This is a genomic window from Altericroceibacterium xinjiangense, assembly GCF_003958635.1.
GTDB lineage: Bacteria > Pseudomonadota > Alphaproteobacteria > Sphingomonadales > Sphingomonadaceae > Altericroceibacterium_A > Altericroceibacterium_A xinjiangense.
This window is the reverse complement of sequence record NZ_RSEK01000003.1, coordinates 169,310-186,857: the sequence shown is the minus strand read 5'-3', so window position 1 is coordinate 186,857 and position 17,548 is coordinate 169,310. Positions and strand designations below refer to the sequence as shown.

General features: G+C 64.7%; 15 protein-coding genes. 3 read left to right on the top strand and 12 right to left on the bottom strand.

Annotated elements, in window-relative coordinates; genetic code table 11:
• Positions 1–7: 7 nt before the first annotated feature.
• The 4 genes from ELY13_RS04845 to recN form a co-directional block, all read right to left on the bottom strand.
• Positions 8–1,390 carry a pyruvate dehydrogenase complex E1 component subunit beta gene (locus tag ELY13_RS04845; RefSeq protein WP_126172763.1) on the bottom strand — a complete coding sequence of 461 codons (1,383 nt, stop codon included), beginning with the start codon at positions 1,388–1,390 and terminating at the stop codon, positions 8–10.
• Positions 1,390–2,490, bottom strand: coding sequence for a pyruvate dehydrogenase (acetyl-transferring) E1 component subunit alpha (pdhA, locus tag ELY13_RS04840; RefSeq protein ID WP_126172762.1), 1,101 nt, complete (start codon positions 2,488–2,490; stop codon positions 1,390–1,392). Before pdhA ends, ELY13_RS04845 begins: the two co-directional genes overlap by 1 nt.
• A 140-nt stretch (positions 2,491–2,630) precedes the next feature.
• On the bottom strand, positions 2,631–2,948 hold the full coding sequence (locus ELY13_RS04835; RefSeq protein ID WP_126172761.1) for an FtsB family cell division protein: 318 nt from the start codon (positions 2,946–2,948) through the stop codon (positions 2,631–2,633).
• Positions 2,949–3,008: 60 nt separating this feature from the next.
• Positions 3,009–4,682 (bottom strand): DNA repair protein RecN, encoded by a 1,674-nt coding sequence (gene recN / locus ELY13_RS04830; RefSeq protein ID WP_126172760.1) that lies wholly within the window; start codon positions 4,680–4,682, stop codon positions 3,009–3,011.
• Between the two features lie 183 nt (positions 4,683–4,865).
• Between recN and ELY13_RS04825 the strand changes: the two genes are divergently transcribed.
• The gene (locus ELY13_RS04825) at positions 4,866–5,198 is read left to right on the top strand and encodes a PilZ domain-containing protein (RefSeq protein ID WP_126172759.1); all 333 of its coding nucleotides are present in this window, start codon (positions 4,866–4,868) and stop codon (positions 5,196–5,198) included.
• 43 nt (positions 5,199–5,241) lie between these two features.
• Here the strand turns inward: ELY13_RS04825 and ELY13_RS04820 are convergent, their stop codons facing one another.
• The 3 genes from ELY13_RS04820 to ELY13_RS04810 all read right to left on the bottom strand — a co-directional run bounded on the left by ELY13_RS04820 (position 5,242) and on the right by ELY13_RS04810 (position 7,634).
• Entirely contained in the window at positions 5,242–6,039 is a 798-nt protein-coding gene (locus ELY13_RS04820; RefSeq protein ID WP_126172758.1) for an outer membrane protein assembly factor BamD, read from the bottom strand.
• A 279-nt stretch (positions 6,040–6,318) separates the two neighbouring features.
• Complete coding sequence (locus ELY13_RS04815) at positions 6,319–7,239, bottom strand: CmcJ/NvfI family oxidoreductase (protein WP_126172757.1); 921 nt, start codon at positions 7,237–7,239, stop codon at positions 6,319–6,321.
• Between the two features lie 116 nt (positions 7,240–7,355).
• Positions 7,356–7,634, bottom strand: a complete 279-nt coding sequence (locus tag ELY13_RS04810; RefSeq protein ID WP_126172756.1) for a hypothetical protein — start codon at positions 7,632–7,634, stop codon at positions 7,356–7,358.
• A 184-nt stretch (positions 7,635–7,818) separates the two neighbouring features.
• Between ELY13_RS04810 and ELY13_RS04805 the strand changes: the two genes are divergently transcribed.
• Positions 7,819–10,263 carry a PhoX family protein gene (locus ELY13_RS04805; RefSeq protein ID WP_126172755.1) on the top strand — a complete coding sequence of 815 codons (2,445 nt, stop codon included), beginning with the start codon at positions 7,819–7,821 and terminating at the stop codon, positions 10,261–10,263.
• 109 nt (positions 10,264–10,372) lie between these two features.
• On the opposite strand, the gene lepA is transcribed toward ELY13_RS04805, so the two are convergent.
• Positions 10,373–12,175, bottom strand: a complete 1,803-nt coding sequence (lepA, locus tag ELY13_RS04800) for a translation elongation factor 4 (RefSeq protein WP_126172754.1) — start codon at positions 12,173–12,175, stop codon at positions 10,373–10,375.
• A gap of 100 nt (positions 12,176–12,275) precedes the next feature.
• Here lepA and ELY13_RS04795 point away from each other — a divergent pair, with 100 nt between their 5' ends.
• Entirely contained in the window at positions 12,276–13,589 is a 1,314-nt protein-coding gene (locus tag ELY13_RS04795; RefSeq protein ID WP_126172753.1) for an FAD-dependent oxidoreductase, read from the top strand.
• A 40-nt stretch (positions 13,590–13,629) separates the two neighbouring features.
• Here the strand turns inward: ELY13_RS04795 and dnaN are convergent, their stop codons facing one another.
• The 4 genes from dnaN to ELY13_RS04775 form a co-directional block, all read right to left on the bottom strand.
• Entirely contained in the window at positions 13,630–14,757 is a 1,128-nt protein-coding gene (gene dnaN, locus ELY13_RS04790) for a DNA polymerase III subunit beta (protein WP_126172752.1), read from the bottom strand.
• Positions 14,758–14,907: 150 nt separating this feature from the next.
• A complete protein-coding gene (gene fabG, locus ELY13_RS04785) occupies positions 14,908–15,660 on the bottom strand; it encodes a 3-oxoacyl-[acyl-carrier-protein] reductase (RefSeq protein ID WP_126172751.1) in 753 nt (250 codons plus the stop codon).
• Positions 15,661–15,662: 2 nt separating this feature from the next.
• Positions 15,663–16,613: an ACP S-malonyltransferase gene (gene fabD, locus ELY13_RS04780; protein WP_126172750.1), complete on the bottom strand. Its 951-nt coding sequence runs from the start codon at positions 16,611–16,613 to the stop codon at positions 15,663–15,665.
• Positions 16,614–16,637: 24 nt separating this feature from the next.
• Positions 16,638–17,462 carry an LD-carboxypeptidase gene (locus ELY13_RS04775; protein WP_126172749.1) on the bottom strand — a complete coding sequence of 275 codons (825 nt, stop codon included), beginning with the start codon at positions 17,460–17,462 and terminating at the stop codon, positions 16,638–16,640.
• Positions 17,463–17,548 lie beyond the last annotated feature (86 nt).

Sequence of the window (17,548 nt, the reverse complement as noted above, 5' to 3'; positions counted from 1 at the left end):
CGCCTCGTCAGTCGCGGTAGCAGACCTTCTTTGCCGCAGCGACGATCCGGTCCGAATCGATCAGCGCCATCGCTTCGAGATTGGCTGCGTAGGGCAGCGGCACGTCTTCATTGCAGACCCGGACCACCGGGGCATCAAGATGGTCGAAACCGTCTTCCATGCAGATCGCGATGATTTCGGACGCGATCGAGCATGTCGGCCAGCCTTCTTCGGCGACGACCACCCGGTTCGTCTTCGCCAGGCTTTCCAGCACCGCTTCCTTGTCGAGCGGGCGGAGGGTGCGAAGATCCAGCACTTCGGCATCGATGCCTTCTTCGGCCAGCTTTTCCGCCGCTTCGAGCGCCAGGCCAACGCCGATGGAATAGGACACGATCGTCACGTCCGATCCTTCGCGCATGATGCGCGCCTTGCCGATCGGCAGGACATGGTCGTCCAGCTGGGCCAGCTCGAAGTTGCGGCCGTAGAGCAACTCGTTTTCCAGGAACACGACCGGATCCTCACTGCGAATCGCGGCTTTCAGCAGGCCCTTCGCGTCGGAGGCGTCGTACGGCGCGATCACGATCAGGCCGGGTACGCTGGCGTACCATGGACCATAATTCTGGCTGTGCTGCGCGCCCACCCGGCTCGCCGCGCCGTTCGGGCCGCGGAATACGACCGGACAGCGCATCTGCCCGCCCGACATGTAGTTGGTCTTCGCGGCGGAGTTGATGATGTGGTCGATCGCCTGCATCGCGAAGTTGAAGGTCATGAACTCGACCACCGGACGCAGGCCGCCCATGGCCGCGCCGGTGCCAATTCCGGCAAATCCGTATTCGGTGATCGGCGTATCGATTACGCGCTTCGGGCCGAATTCGTCGAGCAGGCCTTGCGTGACCTTGTAGGCGCCCTGGTACTCGGCGACTTCCTCACCCATCACGAACACGCGGTCGTCGCGGCGCATTTCTTCGGCCATCGCGTCGCGCAGGGCCTCACGCAGAGTAACGGTGACCATGTTGGTGCCGGCGGGGATCTCGGGATCGCGCTTCTTCGGGCGTTCCTGCGCAGCCTTGCGCGTGATTTCCGACTGATCCGGAGCGCGGCCGACTTCCTTGCCTTCACCCGGCGCTTCGGCCGGAACAGAGGGGGCCGTGATGGCGGAGACATCTTCGCCCTCGGCCGCCAGCAGGGCGATCACGGTGCCGACTGCGACGTTTTCGGTTCCTTCGGCCACCAGGATCTTGCCGACGGTTCCGTCATCGATGGATTCGAATTCCATCGTCGCCTTGTCGGTCTCGATCTCGGCCAGCACGGTCCCGGAGGAGACTTCGTCGCCTTCCTTTACCAGCCAGCGGGCCAGCGTCCCTTCCTCCATCGTCGGGGAAAGCGCGGGCATCTTCAGCTCGATGGCCATCAGTAGCTCTCCACCAGAACGTCGGTGTAGAGTTCGGACGCATCCGGCTCAGGCGATTTTTCCGCGAAGTCCGCTGCCTCGGCCACCGCGGCGCGGATATCCTTGTCGATCTGTTTCAACGTTTCCTCATCCACGCCCATCCCGGCAAGCTCGGCTTTCGCCCGCTCGATCGGATCGCTTGTCTCGCGCACGCCCTGCACTTCCTCACGCGTGCGGTATTTCGCCGGATCGGACATCGAATGCCCGCGGTAGCGATAGGTGTTCAGCTCCAGCAACACCGGCCCGTTGCCTTCGCGCACGTGCGCAAACGCAACCTCGGCGGCGCGGCGCACTTCCAGCACGTCCATTCCGTTGACGGCGATCCCCGGAATGCGGAACGCCGTTCCGCGGCGGTAGAACTCCGTCTCGGCCGAGCTGCGCTTGACCGAGGTGCCCATCGCGTACTGGTTGTTCTCAACCACGAACACGATCGGCAGCTGCCACAGGCTGGCCATGTTGAAGGATTCGTAAACCTGGCCCTGGTTCGCCGCGCCGTCGCCGAAGTAGGCGAGGCAGATGCCGCCGTCGTCGCGATACTTGTGCGCGAACGCGAGTCCCGCGCCGAGCGATACCTGCGCGCCCACGATCCCGTGCCCGCCATAAAAAGCATGCTCGGTGGAGAACATGTGCATCGACCCGCCCTTGCCATGGCTGATCCCGGCCTGGCGACCAGTCAGTTCCGCCATGATCACCTTGGGATCGATGCCGTAGGCCAGCATGTGCCCGTGATCGCGGTAGCCGGTGATGACGCTGTCCTTGCCTTCCTGCAGCGCCGACTGCAGGCCGACCGCAACAGCTTCCTGCCCGATGTAGAGGTGGCAGAACCCGCCGATGAGGCCGAGCCCGTAAAGCTGTCCGGCCTTTTCCTCGAAGCGGCGGATCAGCAGCATCTGCTTGTAGAAGCCGATCAGCTCATCCTGGCTCGCCGTGTAGCGTTTTTCGCTTTCGAACGAATCCTGCAGGCTGCGCAATTCGAAGTTGTCGCCGCCCGCTTGGTCGGAAGAATCCCGGGCCGGGCCGGAGGCGGTTGTACCGGAATCGGAAGTGGCGGCTTTAGCCAAGACGTCTGTCCCCTTCTGCGTGCGGAAGCGGCCCGCACAGCGATGTTTTGCGGTCTATAGTCGGAAGCGCGGCGCACTGGCAACGCCCGCGATGCCGTTATCAGGCGGTCGCGGATTTCCAGCAGGCGACGTCCACCAAATCAGCGCTGGCTGAGATCGATGATGTATTCGTCCGGATGAGCGACATTCAGGTTCTCCCGCATCAGCTCGGTCACCAGATCGGGATCGGCGCGATCGGGGTTCAGCAGGGCCACCCGGTTCGCCAGCGTATCCCGCTCCTTCGTCAGGTGGGCTATCCGGTCCTGCCGCTGGGTGAGCAGCGCCACGTTTTCCCCCCACGCGAGCAGGCCCGACGGTCCGGCCAGCGCCAGCCCGCCGAGCAGCAACAGGTACCCGAGAGCCCCGAACTGGGTGATCTTGTCGCGCAGAAAAGTATGGGTGGAAGGGTGCGTTGCCATTGGCTGACAGGAATCACAAACAAGTGCTTGTGACAAGCGGATTCGCGTACGCTGAATCGCTTAAGCGCGTTCCAGCAACCGGTCGGCTTGCGCGCGCGCCTCAAGGGTGATTTCGGCACCTGAAAGCATGCGCGCAATCTCTTCCTGGCGACCTGCGGGATCGAGCAGTGCAACGCTGGTGCGCGTCACGGTTCCCTCGCTCGATTTGTGGATCACGTAATGCGTGTCGCCCCGGGCGGCCACCTGCGGCGAGTGAGTCACCACCAGCAATTGCCCGCCGTTCTCGTGCCCCGCGAGCCGGCCGAGCCGTTCCCCGATCGCGCTGGCGACCGCGCCGCCGACGCCGCGGTCGATCTCGTCGAAAATGACGGTACCCGCCCCGCCCTGCTCCGCCAGCGCGACTTTCAACGCAAGCACGAAACGCGACAATTCACCGCCGCTCGCGATCTTTGCCAGCGGCGCGAAATCGGCGCCGGGATTGGTCGCGATGAGAAATTCGACCGCATCCACCCCGCTCGGGCCCCAGCGATCCTCCGGAAGCTCGGTTACGGCGGTGCGAAACCGAGCCGCATCCAGCTTCAGCGGCGCGAGTTCGGCCGCAACCGCCGCGTCCAGCCGCTTGGCCCCGGCCAGCCGCTGGGCGTGTACTGCTTCGGCCTGCGCACGATAGACCTCAAGCGCCGCACTCGCGGCGGCCTGGAGGCTTCCGATCTCTTCTTCCCCGTGCTCGATCGCGTCGAGCCGGGTGCGCATGTCGCGCATCACGCCGGGCAGATCGTCCACCGCGCAGCCATGCTTGCGAGCAAGCGCGCGCAAATCGAACAACCGCGTCTCGATCCGGTCAAGTTCGGCAGGGTTGAACTGCAAGGCCTCCCCCGCCCGCGCGAGCTTTTCCTCCGCTTCCCCAGCTTCGATCACCGCCCGGTCGAGCGCGGCCAGCGCTTCGGCCAGCAACGAATGCTCTTCGGAAATCCGGTCCAGCCGCCGGGCAGCCGTCCGCAGGATCGCAAGCGCGGAATCCGATCCGTCCCAGAGCGCGCGCAGTTCATCGAGGTCGCCCGAAAGCTTCTCCCCCTTCTGCATTGTCGTGCGGGTTGCAGCGAGGTCTTCCTCCTCGCCTTCCTGCGGCTCGATTGCGGCCAGCTCGGTCAGGTGCGCCAGCAACAAGTCCTGGTCCGCCTTCGCCTGCTCGATCGTCTCGCGTGCTGCAGTGAGCTTTTCTTCAGCCGCTTGCCAGGTGCGCCAGGCTTCGGCGACCGAGGCGGTGTCAGCCCCGACGTACCGATCGAGCAGCGCCCGATGGCCGCGCGGATTGACCAGTCCGCGATCATCGTGCTGACCGTGGAGTTCCACCAGCATCGGCCCGAGTGCGCGCAACAGGGCCACGCTTACGGGCTGATCGTTGACGAACGCCTTCGATCCCCCGTCGGCTTTCAGACGGCGGCGCAGGATCAGCGGTTCTCCGGGCTCAATCTCGACTTCGGCTTCCGCCAGCATCTCGCGAACCGGGTCCGGCAGTTTCGCACAGTCGAAGGATGCCGTAACGCTCGCCTGGTCCTCGCCAGCACGGACGAGCATCGAATCTGCCCGATTGCCCAGCACGAGGCCCAGCGCATCCAGCAGAATCGACTTGCCCGCGCCGGTTTCGCCAGTCAGCACGCCGAGGCCCGGCCCGAAGGAAAGGTCCAGCGCCTCGATCAGCACGATATTGCGGATGGCCAGCAGGGTCAGCATGCGATGGCACTGATGTACGGGCAGGCAGACCGTTCCGCAACGCTGGCGTCACTATACCCCGTAACTCTACTGAATTGTCAGGCGGCCCCGCCCTTGGCACGGTGCATCGACGGCAACTCGCATCTGATCCGCAAGAAAGTTACACACAAATCGCGGGATTAGTCAGTTTTCCTGGGGAGGTTCATGTCCATCCTTAGCTCTCGTGCGCAGAAGCGCTACGCCGTGCGGACCGTGGTTCGCGTCCGTCCGGATCAGGGCACACCTATCGAAGGCCTGATGATCGAGTTGTCGTCCGAGGCGGCACGCATCAGCAACCTGGGCCAGACCCGGTTTTCGGCCGGACAACTGGTCGCGGTGGAACTCGGGACCGGGGAAAAGCTGCCGGGGTCGATTCGCTGGGCCAACGGCGGGATCGCGGGGATCAAGTTCGATCGCCCGCTCCACATCCCCCACCTGAACGGAATGATCGGCGCGCTGCGCGGCGACACCCAAGGGGTCCTCCAGTTCGGCACCTGACCCCAGCCGGTTAGACGAGCCGGAGTGCCGGCTCCGGCCGGGGCTAGTCCGCTCTGGCCAACGCAGACTTGCTGCGAATCAGATCGTACGCTTTCTCGTACCACTCATTGCCCGGATAGTTCGTGCCGAGGACGGCAGCGTACTTCTGCGCTTCGGAAGGAATACCGAGCGCCAGGCTGGTTTCGGTCAGGCGATAGAGCGCCTCGGGCGCATGACTGGTCGTCTGATAATTCTCCACCACGTTCTGGAAACGGATCTGCGCGGCGAGCCACTGGCCGGAGCGTTCATAGAGCCGCCCGATTTCCATTTCCTTGCCCGCAAGGTGATCGCGGACCAGATCGACCTTCAGCCGGGCATCGGCGGCATAGCGCGTATCTGGGTAGCGCCGCTGGAGTTCCGTCAGGGAAGAAAGCGCCATTTCGGTCACCTTCTGATCGCGATCCACATCGCTGATCTGCTCATAATAGCTGAGCGCGATGAGATAGAACGCGTAGGGCGCATCCTTGTTGCCCGGGTGGATCGACAGGAAGCGCTGGGCGGCGTCGATCGCCTTGTTGTAATCCTTCTGCACGTAATAGCTGAAGGAGCTCATCAACTGGGCGCGGCGAGCCCAAGGCGAATAGGGATGCTGCCGCTCAACTTCATCGAACAGCGCCGCGGCGGTTTTGGCATCGCCTCGATCCAGCCGGTCCTTCGCTGCGGTGTAGAGCGATTCGACGTCCCGGGCGATGTAGGCGGTCTCCTCCGGCCGCCCCCCACCCGACGCACAACCGGCGGTCAGCGTAACGGCAGCCGCGCTGGCGGCAAAAAGGGCGAGCTTCAGCGGAGAACGTCCAGACATGGCGAGCCTATAACCCTCGCGCAGGTGAACGCCAAGTGAAGTTCGGCACGAGAATTGGTCTGACCCGTCGGGTCTGATCGGGTCGGCGCCAGCAGACCTGGCGCCAAAATCAGGGCAAGCACCGCTTGCCTTGCTTTTCCCGCACGCCCGGGGCGCACTCCGCCTGCGGCGAGCGTACAACCCGGCCCCACCGCCGAGCTGCAGGACGTGCGGGGCCCGTCTGAACCGCAAGACGCTCAGGGGCGTTGCGGAACTCCGGTCTTACCGGAAAAACGCCGACTATTCGAAGAACGCGACCGAGCGAACCTCGATGCTTTCGCGGATGTTCGCGTCCGGGAAGCTGCTGTCGATAAACGCGGTGTGCGGGCAGCGCCAGGTCACGGAGTGATCGCTATCATGGAACTTGAACAGGAGTGCATCGTCGCGTTCCATCTTCGAGAAGTACCACCAGCGGTGCTTCGGATCGTGGCTGAAGATCGTCGCAGCCATCAACTGGTCCTCGCCTTCCACCGGGGCCACCGCGCCAGCTTCATCCGGGAACGAATCGACGATGAACAGCGTGTTGCTCTTCTCTTCTCCGCCGAACGAGCTGCGCCCGTCGCACACCGCCAGCGGCACGTCCTGCGGCGGCGGAGAAAACGTGCGCCAGTACGAGGTGACAATGAAACGCTTGAAGCCCGGCCCGTCGGGGAAGTGCTCCTTGTAGGTAGCCTCCGCCATGCGCCGCGCCGTGTCGGTGTTGACGTCTACGTGCGCTTCGCCCGCCGGCGGCTGGATCCCGCCGGTATGCTTGTATCCAGCGACTTTTTCCTGCGCGCGGTTCGACAAGTCGGCCGAGGTGCGGATCATCCACCCGCGCGCCACGACCTTGTCCGCGCCGGTCAGTTCCTTGATGTGCCGCTCGACTTCCCGCTCATACACCTGGTCCACGTCCGCCTTGTCGTGGAAATCCTTGACCGCGGTCGGCTGGCGAGCGAGCGTGAAGCCGTGCACGTCGAGCGTGAAGTGATCGCGGATCGGCATGCCGTCGCGGACCACTACCTCGTGGTCCGAATAGGTGCCGGTGTTCATTTCCTTGCCCTGACTGACATAGCGCCGGGTTACGAAATCGCCGGGGTCGACATAGCGGATCATCGCCCGCACCTGGCGTGCGTCGTCCTCGATATCCTGCGGCGCGGGGGCGGTATGCGCGGTAGCCATCGGGCAATCCTCTCTTGCTGTTTTGCCCAAGGTGCCACGCTGGCGGCGGAAAGCAAGTCCGGGAGCGGCAAGCCCCGCGACCTGCCGCCCCTTACCGACTCGCAGGCTGCGGCGCCTCAGGCCGCAGCAAAGTGGTGCAGGACCGCACCCGACAACGGAGACCGGAAGCGGAAGCTGACGCTGTTGCGTTCCGACCTCTGGATCTGCGCACTCAGCGGCCCGTAGGCCCCAATCCAGACATCTACCTCGGTCCCGATCGGCGGGATGATTCCGCACTGGCTGGCGGTGCAATGCCCGGACGCGAGGTGCGTGACCACGAACGGCTGCGGCGGGGCGCTGTTCAGCGCATAATCGCCGATCAGGCGAACGCGAATTTCTTCAGAAGGACGAGCCACGGTAGCCTCACGGGTTTTGGATGATGGTCGCCAGCTAGGCGGGATTTATTGCCGGACGGTGACGGTTTCAGGTTCCCTCACAGCCTGCGCGGTCCGCGTCACACGATGGACCCGAAAGCGGAACGCTGGCGTCACAATCCCCCCCTATCCGCCTCTTCGCAGTTGATTTTATGGGGGGTTATCAATGACCGATTCAAGCATTCGTCACGGCTATTCCGACGGTGACGTCGACACCAACAGCTCTGAGCTTCCAACGCTGGAGGCACTCGCTGCCGAGCGTTTCTCACGTCGGCAGACGCTGTTCGGCGGCCTTTCCGCCTCGGCCGTTGCCTTCCTTGGCACCACGGCGCTGACCGCCTGTTCCGACGATGACGAGGAGCAGCCGGCACCGGTTGTGACGCCCGGTCTGACGGTCGCCGCGACCTCAGGCCAGATGGTCAACCTCACCGGTGCGCCCGAATGGTCCCAGTTCGCAGGACCTGAAGTGGAGCTGGTCACCGCCACCGACGGGATGACCTTCATCGCTCCCGCCGTGGCGCAGGCAACCGATCTGGAATTTCGCGTGAAGGAAGCCGCCAGCTGGGTGGCGCCGAAAAGGGCCAAGGTAACGGTCTCCCCGGCTCAGCTCAGCTTCGCCGCCGTGGCCAAGAACCAGGCCGACATCGTCACGATCCCGGCCGGGTACAGCCTGACCGTGCTGACTGCTCTCGGCGATCCGATCGCGGCCGGGGTCCCGGCGTATGCCAACAACGGGACGGATGCGAATTTTGACCAGCGCATCGGCGATCACGGCGACGCGCTGATGTTCTTCGGGCTCGGCGCGAACGGCCAGCGCAACGACACGTACTCCAAGCGGGGCCTGCTGGCGCAGAACCACGAGAACCTGAACGTCCAGTATCTGCACCCGAACGGCCCGACGAACGTCCGCTCCGGCCCCCGTCCGGAAGCCGAGGCGATCAAGGAGATCAATGCCCACGGCGTCAGCGTCACCGAGGTGATCGACAACGGTGACCTCGACTGGGCTTATGTCCAGGCCAGCCCGTTCAACCGCCGCATCACCCCGAACACGCCGATGACCCTCCATGGTCCGGTGCGCGGGACCGACTTCGTCAAGACCGCCTACTCACCCGAAGGGACGCAAGGGCGCGGCACCATCAACAATTGCGCCAACGGACTTACCGGCTGGGGAACGCTGCTGACGTGCGAGGAGAACTGGGCCGGGTACTTCCGGCGCGATAACTCCGGCACCGGCACCGACAACGCCGCGCGTTCGGCGCGTGAGCTGACCTCGCTCCGCCGCTACGGCGTCAACAGCACCACCGGCAACTATGCGTGGTCGTCCGTTCCGTCGTCTAACACGATCTTCCGCCGCTGGGATGCACGCGCGACGGCGGCTTCCGCAACGGAAGATTTCCGCAACGAACCCAACCAGTTCGGGTGGGTGGTTGAGATCGATCCGTACGATCCCACCAGCACGCCGCGCAAGCGCACCACGCTCGGACGCATGGGCCATGAAGGCGCATGGCTGGGACAGCTTACCGCCGGAAAGCGGGTCGCCGTCTACATGGGGGACGATTCGCGCCGGGAATACTTCTACAAGTTCGTCTCGGACGCGGCGTGGAACCCCAGCGATGCCCAGGTGGCAGACCGGCTCGCGGTCGGCGACAAGTACTTCGATGCCGGCACGCTCTACGTCGCGCGCTTCAACGCAGACGGAACGGGCGCGTGGCTGCCGCTGGTTTTCGGGCAGGTACCGAACCGCCAGGCATCCGGCAGCACTCCGGAATACGTGTTCGAAAGCCAGGCGGACGTCCTCGTCAACACGCGCCTTGCCGCCGATGCGCTGGGCGCCACGCCGATGGACCGTCCGGAATGGACCGCGCTGAACCCGCGCACGGGTGAAATCTACCTCACCCTGACCAACAACAACGCGTCGAACCGTCCGCTGAACGACACCAACGCGGCCAACCCGCGCCACTACAACGATCCGAAGAACGGGTCTGCACAGTGGGGCAACCCGAACGGGCACATCGTCCGCATCCGGGAAAACGGGGACGATCCGGCAGCCGCTGCCTTCGCCTGGGACATTTATCTGTTCGGCGCGGACTCCGCCGATGCGGATCCGGCCAACGTGAACGTTTCCGGCCTCGACGCCTCCAACGATTTCTCCAGCCCCGACGGGATTCGGTTCTCGCGCGATACCAACCCGGCCGGCCAAATCCGTCCGCTGCTGTGGATCCAGACGGATGACGGAGCTTTCACGGACCGGACGAACAACCAGATGCTCGCTGCGCTGCCCGGCACCGTCGGCGATGGCAGCACCCAGACCATCGTCAACACCGGATCGAACGGCGCCACTGCGTCGCAGGTGACCCGAGTCGGCGCCGATGCGACCGCAGCAACGCTGAAGCGGTTCCTCACCGGCCCGTCGGAGTGCGAGATCACCGGCGCGGACACCACGCCCGACGGACGCACCCTGTTCGTCGGCATCCAGCACCCGGGCGAAGACGGCGAACCCGATGCGCCGACCAGCAACTGGCCGCAAAGCCAGACGGGCACCACCAGTGGTCGCCCCCGCTCCGGCGTGGTCGCGATCGTGAAGGACGACGGGGGCGTGGTCGGCCTCTGATCCGAGCACCTGTCCGACACAAGAAAGGGGAGCGCTCTCGCGCTCCCCTTTTTCGTTCCAGTTCGGCTTGTGAGTGCCGCGGGATGCGGCGGCAGCGGAGGGTGGCGCGTTATTCCTCGCCCATCCGCAACGCCGCGATGAACGCCTCCTGCGGGATCGAGACGTTGCCGTACTCCCGCATCCGCTTCTTGCCCTCTTTCTGCTTTTCCAGCAGCTTCTTCTTACGGCTGATGTCGCCGCCATAGCACTTGGCGGTCACGTCCTTGCGCAGGGCGCTGATCGTTTCGCGGGCGATCACCTTAGCGCCGATCGCCGCCTGGATCGGGATCTTGAACATGTGGCGGGGGATCAGCTCCCTCAGCCGCTCGACCAGTCCCCGGCCCCGCGGTTCGGCCTGGCTGCGGTGGACGATCATCGAAAGCGCATCCACCGGCTCGTTGTTCACCAGGATGTTCATCTTGACCAGATCACCATCGCGCAGGCCGATCTGCTCGTAATCGAAGCTGGCGTACCCGCGGCTGATGCTTTTCAGCCGGTCATAGAAATCGAACACCACCTCGTTCAGCGGCAGCTCGTAGGTCACCTGCGCGCGCCCGCCGACATAAGTCAGGTCAAGCTGGATGCCGCGCCGGTCCTGGCACAGCTTGAGGATCGAGCCGAGGTATTCGTCGGGCGTGTAGATCGTCGCCTTGATCCAAGGCTCTTCCATGCTCTCGATCTTCACCGGATCGGGCATGTCGGCCGGGTTGTGCAGTTCCCGGGTCTCACCGTCAGTCATGTGCAGGCGATAGACCACGCTGGGCGCCGTTGTGATCAGATCCAGGTCGTATTCGCGGCTCAGCCGTTCCTGGATGATTTCCAGATGCAGCAAGCCAAGAAACCCGCAGCGGAACCCGAAGCCCAGAGCCGCGGAGCTTTCCATCTCGAAGCTGAAGCTGGCATCGTTCAGCCGCAACCGACCGATGGATTCGCGCAGCTTCTCGAAGTCCGCGGCATCCACCGGAAACAGGCCGCAGAACACCACCGGCTGCACTTCCTTGTACCCGGCCAGCGCCTTGGTCGCGCCGTTCTTCACCGTGGTGATGGTGTCGCCGACGCGGGCTTGCTCCACTTCCTTGATCTGCGCGGTGATGAAGCCGATTTCGCCGGGGCCAAGCTCCGGCAAGTCGGTGCGCTTCGGCGTGAAGCAGCCGACGCGGTCCACCAGATGCTCAGTCCCGCCCTGCATGAACTTGACCTGCAGGCCCTTCTTGATGACCCCGTTGATCACGCGCACCAGGATCACCACGCCCAGATACGGATCGTACCAGCTGTCGACAAGCATCGCCGTCAGCGGCGCCGCGCGGTCACCGCCGGGGGCCGGGATGCGGGCGACCACGGCTTCTAGCACTTCCTCGATCCCGATGCCGGACTTTGCGCTGGTCAGCACCGCGTCGGAGGCGTCCAGGCCGATGATGTCCTCGATCTCTGCCTTCACCTTCTCCGGTTCCGCGGCGGGAAGGTCGATCTTGTTGATGACCGGCACGATCTCGTGGTTGTGCTCGATCGACTGATAGACGTTCGCCAGCGTCTGCGCCTCGACCCCTTGCGCGGCGTCAACCACCAGCAGCGCCCCCTCGCACGCGGCCAGGCTGCGAGAGACTTCATAGGCGAAGTCTACGTGCCCCGGCGTGTCCATCAGGTTCAGTTCATAGGTCTCACCGTCCTTGGCCGTGTAGTTGAGCCGGACGGTCTGCGCCTTGATGGTGATCCCGCGCTCCCGCTCGATATCCATGTTATCAAGGACTTGCTCACTCATCTCGCGGTCGGTCAGCCCGCCGGTGAACTGGATCAGCCGGTCGGCGAGCGTCGACTTGCCATGGTCGATGTGGGCGATGATGCTGAAATTGCGGATGCGCGAAAGGTCGGTCATACCCGCGCCCTTAGCTCTCTCTCAAGGACCTGTCAGCATAGAGCTTGCGGCGAGGCGCCTGGGCGGTAAGCTCCGCAATATAAAAGAGAGCGAGGCTTGAATGCGGCACATCGCCATCGTCGGGTCCGGCCCGGCGGGATATTACACGGCGGAAGCCGCCCAGAAGCAGTTCGGGGACGATGTCCGGGTGGACATTTTCGACCGCCTGCCGGTCCCGTATGGCTTGATCCGAACCGGCGTCGCGCCCGATCACCAGTCGATCAAGGGCGTTTCCCGCCGCTACGAAGAAACCGCCCTGACCGAGAATGTCCGGTTCGTCGGCAACATCGCAGTGGGCGAAGACATCAGCGTGGAAGAGCTGCAGCAGCTTTACGATGCAGTGGTGCTGGCGACGGGTGCGCCGCACGACCGCCCGCTGACCGTTCCAGGCGCCGATCTGGCGAACGTGTTCGGCAGCGCGGCGTTCGTCGGCTGGTACAACGGGCACCCGCAATTCGCCGATCTCGCGCCCGATCTGTCGGGCGGGACGGCAGTGGTGATCGGCGTCGGCAACGTCGCGCTCGATGTCGCACGCATCCTGTCCAAGACGCGGCAGGAGTTCGAAGGCAGCGACATCGTCGGCCACGCGCTGGAGGCGCTGGCGGGATCCGCGCTCGAACGTATCGTCATCCTTGGCCGGCGCGGCCCGCACCAGATCCAGATGACACCCAAGGAGCTGGGTGAGCTGGGCCATCTCGAACGCGCCACTCCTGTAGTGGACCCGGCCGACCTTCCGCCCGAAGAAGCCGACGCCGCGCTCGATCCGGGCCTGCGCAAGTCGGTTACCCTCCTGCGCCAGTTCCCCGGAGCGAAGCAGGAGGACAAGCGCGTCGCCATCGAATTCGATTTCTTTGCCGGTCCTAAGGCGCTGGTCGGCAACGGGAAGGTGGAGGGCGTGGAAGTCGAACGCACCCGGCTGGAAGGCGACCGAGCCGTCGGTACCGGCGAAACCTACACGATCGACGCATCGCTGGTCGTCAGTTGCATCGGCTATCGCACCGCGCCCATCCCCGGCGTTCCGTTCGATGAGCGTGCCGGGCGCTTCGCCAATGACGAAGGTCGTATCTCCGGCGATTCGGCGGCTGGCAACCTCTATTGCGTCGGCTGGGCACGCCGCGGCCCTTCCGGCACGATCGGCACCAACCGCCCCGATGGCTATTCCATCGTGGAGAAGATCGCGGAAGACATCGGGGAAGGCTCAGGCAAGCAAGGCCGCGCGGGGTTCGATCGCCTGGCCGAAGATCGCGATCTCGACATCGTCACCTTCCGCGACTGGAAGAAGATCGAGGAAGCCGAGGAAAAGGCGGCTCGCGAAGGCGCACCGCGTGAGAAGTTCGTCGATATCGAAGCGATGATCAGGGCGCGAGGGCAATGAAGGGAGCCGCCCCGGTCCACACCGGGGCGGCTCCCGTCGATCAAACGCGCATCGGCATCAGCACGTAAAGCGCCGGGCTCTTGTCGTCCTGCCGGATCAGCGTGGGCGCGGCCGGATCGGCTAGGTGCAGTTCCACCGTGTCCCCATCGATCTGCGCCAGGATGTCCTTCAGGTAATTGGCGTTGAAGCCGATTTCGAAGCTTTCCGCCGAATAGTCCGCCGGCACTTCCTCGGCCGCGGTACCGTTGTCGGGGGAGGTGACGGATAGGGTTACCTTGTCGTTCTCAAGGCCCATCTTCACAGCGCGAGTCTTTTCGGTGGCAATCGTCGCCACGCGGTCGACGCCCTGGTAGAACGACTTCGGGTCCAGCTTCAGCAGCTTGTCGTTCCCGGTGGGGATCACGCGGCTATAATCGGGGAAGGTGCCGTCGATCAGCTTGCTGGTCAGCACGATCCCGCTTTCTCCGCCCAGCGAGAAGCGGATCTTGCCGGAGGAAAGATCGATCCGAATGTTCTCATCCTGCGCTTCTTCCAGCAGCTTGCGCAGTTCGCCCACGGCCTTGCGGGGGATGATCACGTCCGGCATCCCCTCGGCCCCGTCCGGGCGCGGCAGCGTGAAGCGCGCAAGGCGATGGCCGTCGGTCGCCGCCGCCTTCAGAACCGGGCTGTCTTCTTCCGCCACATGCAGGAAAATGCCGTTCAGGTAGTACCGTGTTTCCTCGGTCGAGATGGCGAAGCGGGTGCGGTCGATCAGCTCCGACAGCGTCTGAGCGGGTATAGCGAAGCTGGTCGGCAGATCGCCTTCGACGATCATCGGGAAATCGTCCCGCGGCAGCGTCGGCAGGGAAAAGCGGCTGCGTCCGGCGCGCACCGTCATGCGGTTGTCCGCCGTCTCCAGGCTGACTTGCGATCCGTCCGGCAGCTTGCGGGCAATATCGAACAGCAAGTGCGCCGAAACCGTGATGGCTCCGGGCGTTTCGACTGAAACCGCCGCGACGCTTTCCATCACCTGCAAGTCGAGGTCGGTCGCCATGATCTTCACCATTCCGTCGCCGCTGGCCTCCAGCAAGACGTTGGACAGGATCGGGATCGTGTTTCGCCGCTCCACGACCGACTGGGCGTGGGACAGGCACCGCAACAGGATTGCGCGTTCGATCGTCGCTTTCATGGGAACTGAACCCTCATCGGCCCTTCTCTGAACCTTGCCTCTCCCGGTCGGGACTGCCGGTTAGCGCCGAACGGCGCAAAACAATCCTTAATGCAGGCACGCCGGGCGGCAAGCAGGAATGGCGGGAAATCCGCATTGCTTGGGGAAAAGTCAGGCAAACATCGCCATGCCGCCGTTCACGTGCAGCGTCTGGCCGGTGAGATAGCCCGCCTCCTTCGATGCCAGGAACGCCACCGCGGCCCCGATATCGTCCCCCTCGCCCATACGGCCCATCGGAATGCGGCCGTTCAGCGCCTCTTTCTGCGCATCGGGCAGGACGTCGGTCATCGCGGTGCGGATGAACCCGGGGGCCACGCAGTTGACGGTGACCCCCCGGCTGGCCAGTTCCTGCGCCATGCTCTTGGACATGCCGACAAGGCCCGCCTTGGCCGCGGCGTAATTCGCCTGCCCCGGGTTGCCGGTCGCGCCAACGACGCTGGTGATGGAGATCATCCGGCCGAACCGGGCCTTCATCATTGGCCGGGTCGCCGCGCGCATCAGGCGGAACGCGGCCTCAAGGTTGATGCGGATCACCTGCTCCCACTCTTCGTCCTTCATCCGCATGGCGAGGTTGTCGCGGGTGATCCCTGCGTTGTTCACGAGGATGTCGATCTTGCCCAGCGTATCGACGGTCGCGGGGATCAACTCCTCGACTTGTTCGGCATTCGAAAGGTCGCAGGTGATTTCCACGTGATCGTGACCGAACTCGGCGTTCAGCTCATCGCGAAACCCGCGAAGCTTGGCGGGGTTGGATCCGGACAGCGCCAGCCGCGCGCCCTGCCGGGCAAGGCAACGGGCGACGGAAGACCCGATGCCCCCGCTGGCCCCGGTGACGAGGGCATTCATTCCGGTCAGATCGAACATGCTCAAATCTCCTTCGCCAGCGCTTCTATGTCATCCATCGTTACGACGCTGGTCACTTTCGCCTCCGGCGCGATCCGGCCGATCATCGGGCCCAGCACCTTGCCGCCCAGTTCCACGAAATGAGTCGCCCCCGCATCGCTCTCGGCGCCTGCGGCCGCCATCGCCAGCACGCTCTCGCGCCAGCGCACGCGCCCCGTCACCTGACGAACGAGCAACTCACGCTCTTCCCCCGGATCGCTGGTCGGGGCGGCGGTCACGTTGGCGTAGACCGGCAGCCAGAACGCTCCTGGAGGAGTGCGCCCGAGGGCCTGCGCCATCGCCTCGGCAGCCGGCTGCATCAGGGAACAATGGAACGGTGCGGACACCGGCAGCAGGACGCCGCGCTTGATTCCGTGTTCCTTTGCAAGGGCGATTGCCCGCTCGATCGCTTCGCGATGTCCGGAAATCACTACCTGCGTCGGATCGTTGTCGTTGGCTACTTCGCACACCTGACCTTCCGCCGCCGCTTCCGCCAGCGCCGTCGCCTTTTCGATGTCGGCGCCGAGCAAGGCCGCCATCGCGCCCTCGCCCACTGGAACCGCCGCCTGCATCGCCTGTCCGCGCAGCTTCAGCAGCCGCGCCGTATCGGCCAGCGAGAAGGCACCCACGGCCGCCAGCGCGGTGTATTCCCCCAGCGAGTGCCCGGCGACGCAGTCCCCCTTGTCCGCCAGCTTCATTCCCCCGGCCTCGAGCACGCGCAGCGTGGCGATGGCGTTGGCCATGATCGCAGGCTGGGCGTTCTCAGTCAGGGTCAGGTCATCCGCCGGACCTTCGAACATCAGGGCTGAAAGCTTCTGCGACAAGGCATCGTCGACTTCCTCGAACACCTCGCGGGCAGCGGCGCTTGCCTCGGCAAGCTCCTTGCCCATCCCGACCTTCTGGCTTCCCTGCCCCGGAAAAACGAACGCGCGCATCTGTGTCCTCCTTGACCTTCGCGCCTATGCGCCCGGCCGGTTGCTCGCAAGCCCGAACGGCACGATCCGGTTGCCCGCATCGTGCCCAATGTCCGCCTCACCAAGGAAGGCAATGCCCGCCCGTTCGCACCATAGCCGCACAATTTCCGCCGGATCCGCGCCGAACGGGCGGTCATTCTCCGGCACGTCGCTGACCCGGCCAAGCCGCAGCCCGGCGATTCCGCGCAAGTGGTGCGTCACGTGGAAGATCAGCCGGTCGACGGCATAAAGATGCTCGGAGACTTCCTCCACCATCACCACGTGGCCCGACAAGTCCGGCATCAGGTCGGTGCCGCACACCATCGCGAGTGTCATCAGGTTGAAGGCGGCGGTGGGACGAAGGTCGATCGAAGGCTCCAGCCCCCCTTCTCCTCCGGACAGGTATTCAAGCGCACGGGCAACGGCCTGCTCTCCCCCGGCACGGCGAACATCGACCGGCATCGGGCCGTGCGCCGGGGCACCGATCCCGGAGCGGTAAAGCGCCGCCAGCAAGTATCCCGCGTCCGAGTAGCCGAGGAACGTCTTGCTGCGTGCAGCCTGGTTCATCCCGGCCACGGCTTTGGCCGCGATCCGGTTCGCGCCGTACCCGCCCCGCGCGCACCAGACCGCGTCGAACATCGGATCGTTCGCGCATTCGACCAGAGCAGCCAGCCGTTCCGCGTCATCACCGGCGAAATGCCCGTGCGTGCTGTAGCACTGGTCGTGAAAGTGCAGCTCGACCGAAGGAAAGGCACGGGCGACCTCCTGCACGCGCGCTGCATCCTCGGGAGTGATCGGAGTGGACGGGGCACAAACGGCAATGCGGGGCATGAAGGCGGGCTCTTCGGTTCGGCAGGCTCACTGGGCGGAGCGATCGTAAAAACCCCTCCCCCGCTCATCCCGAGCCTGTCGAAAGG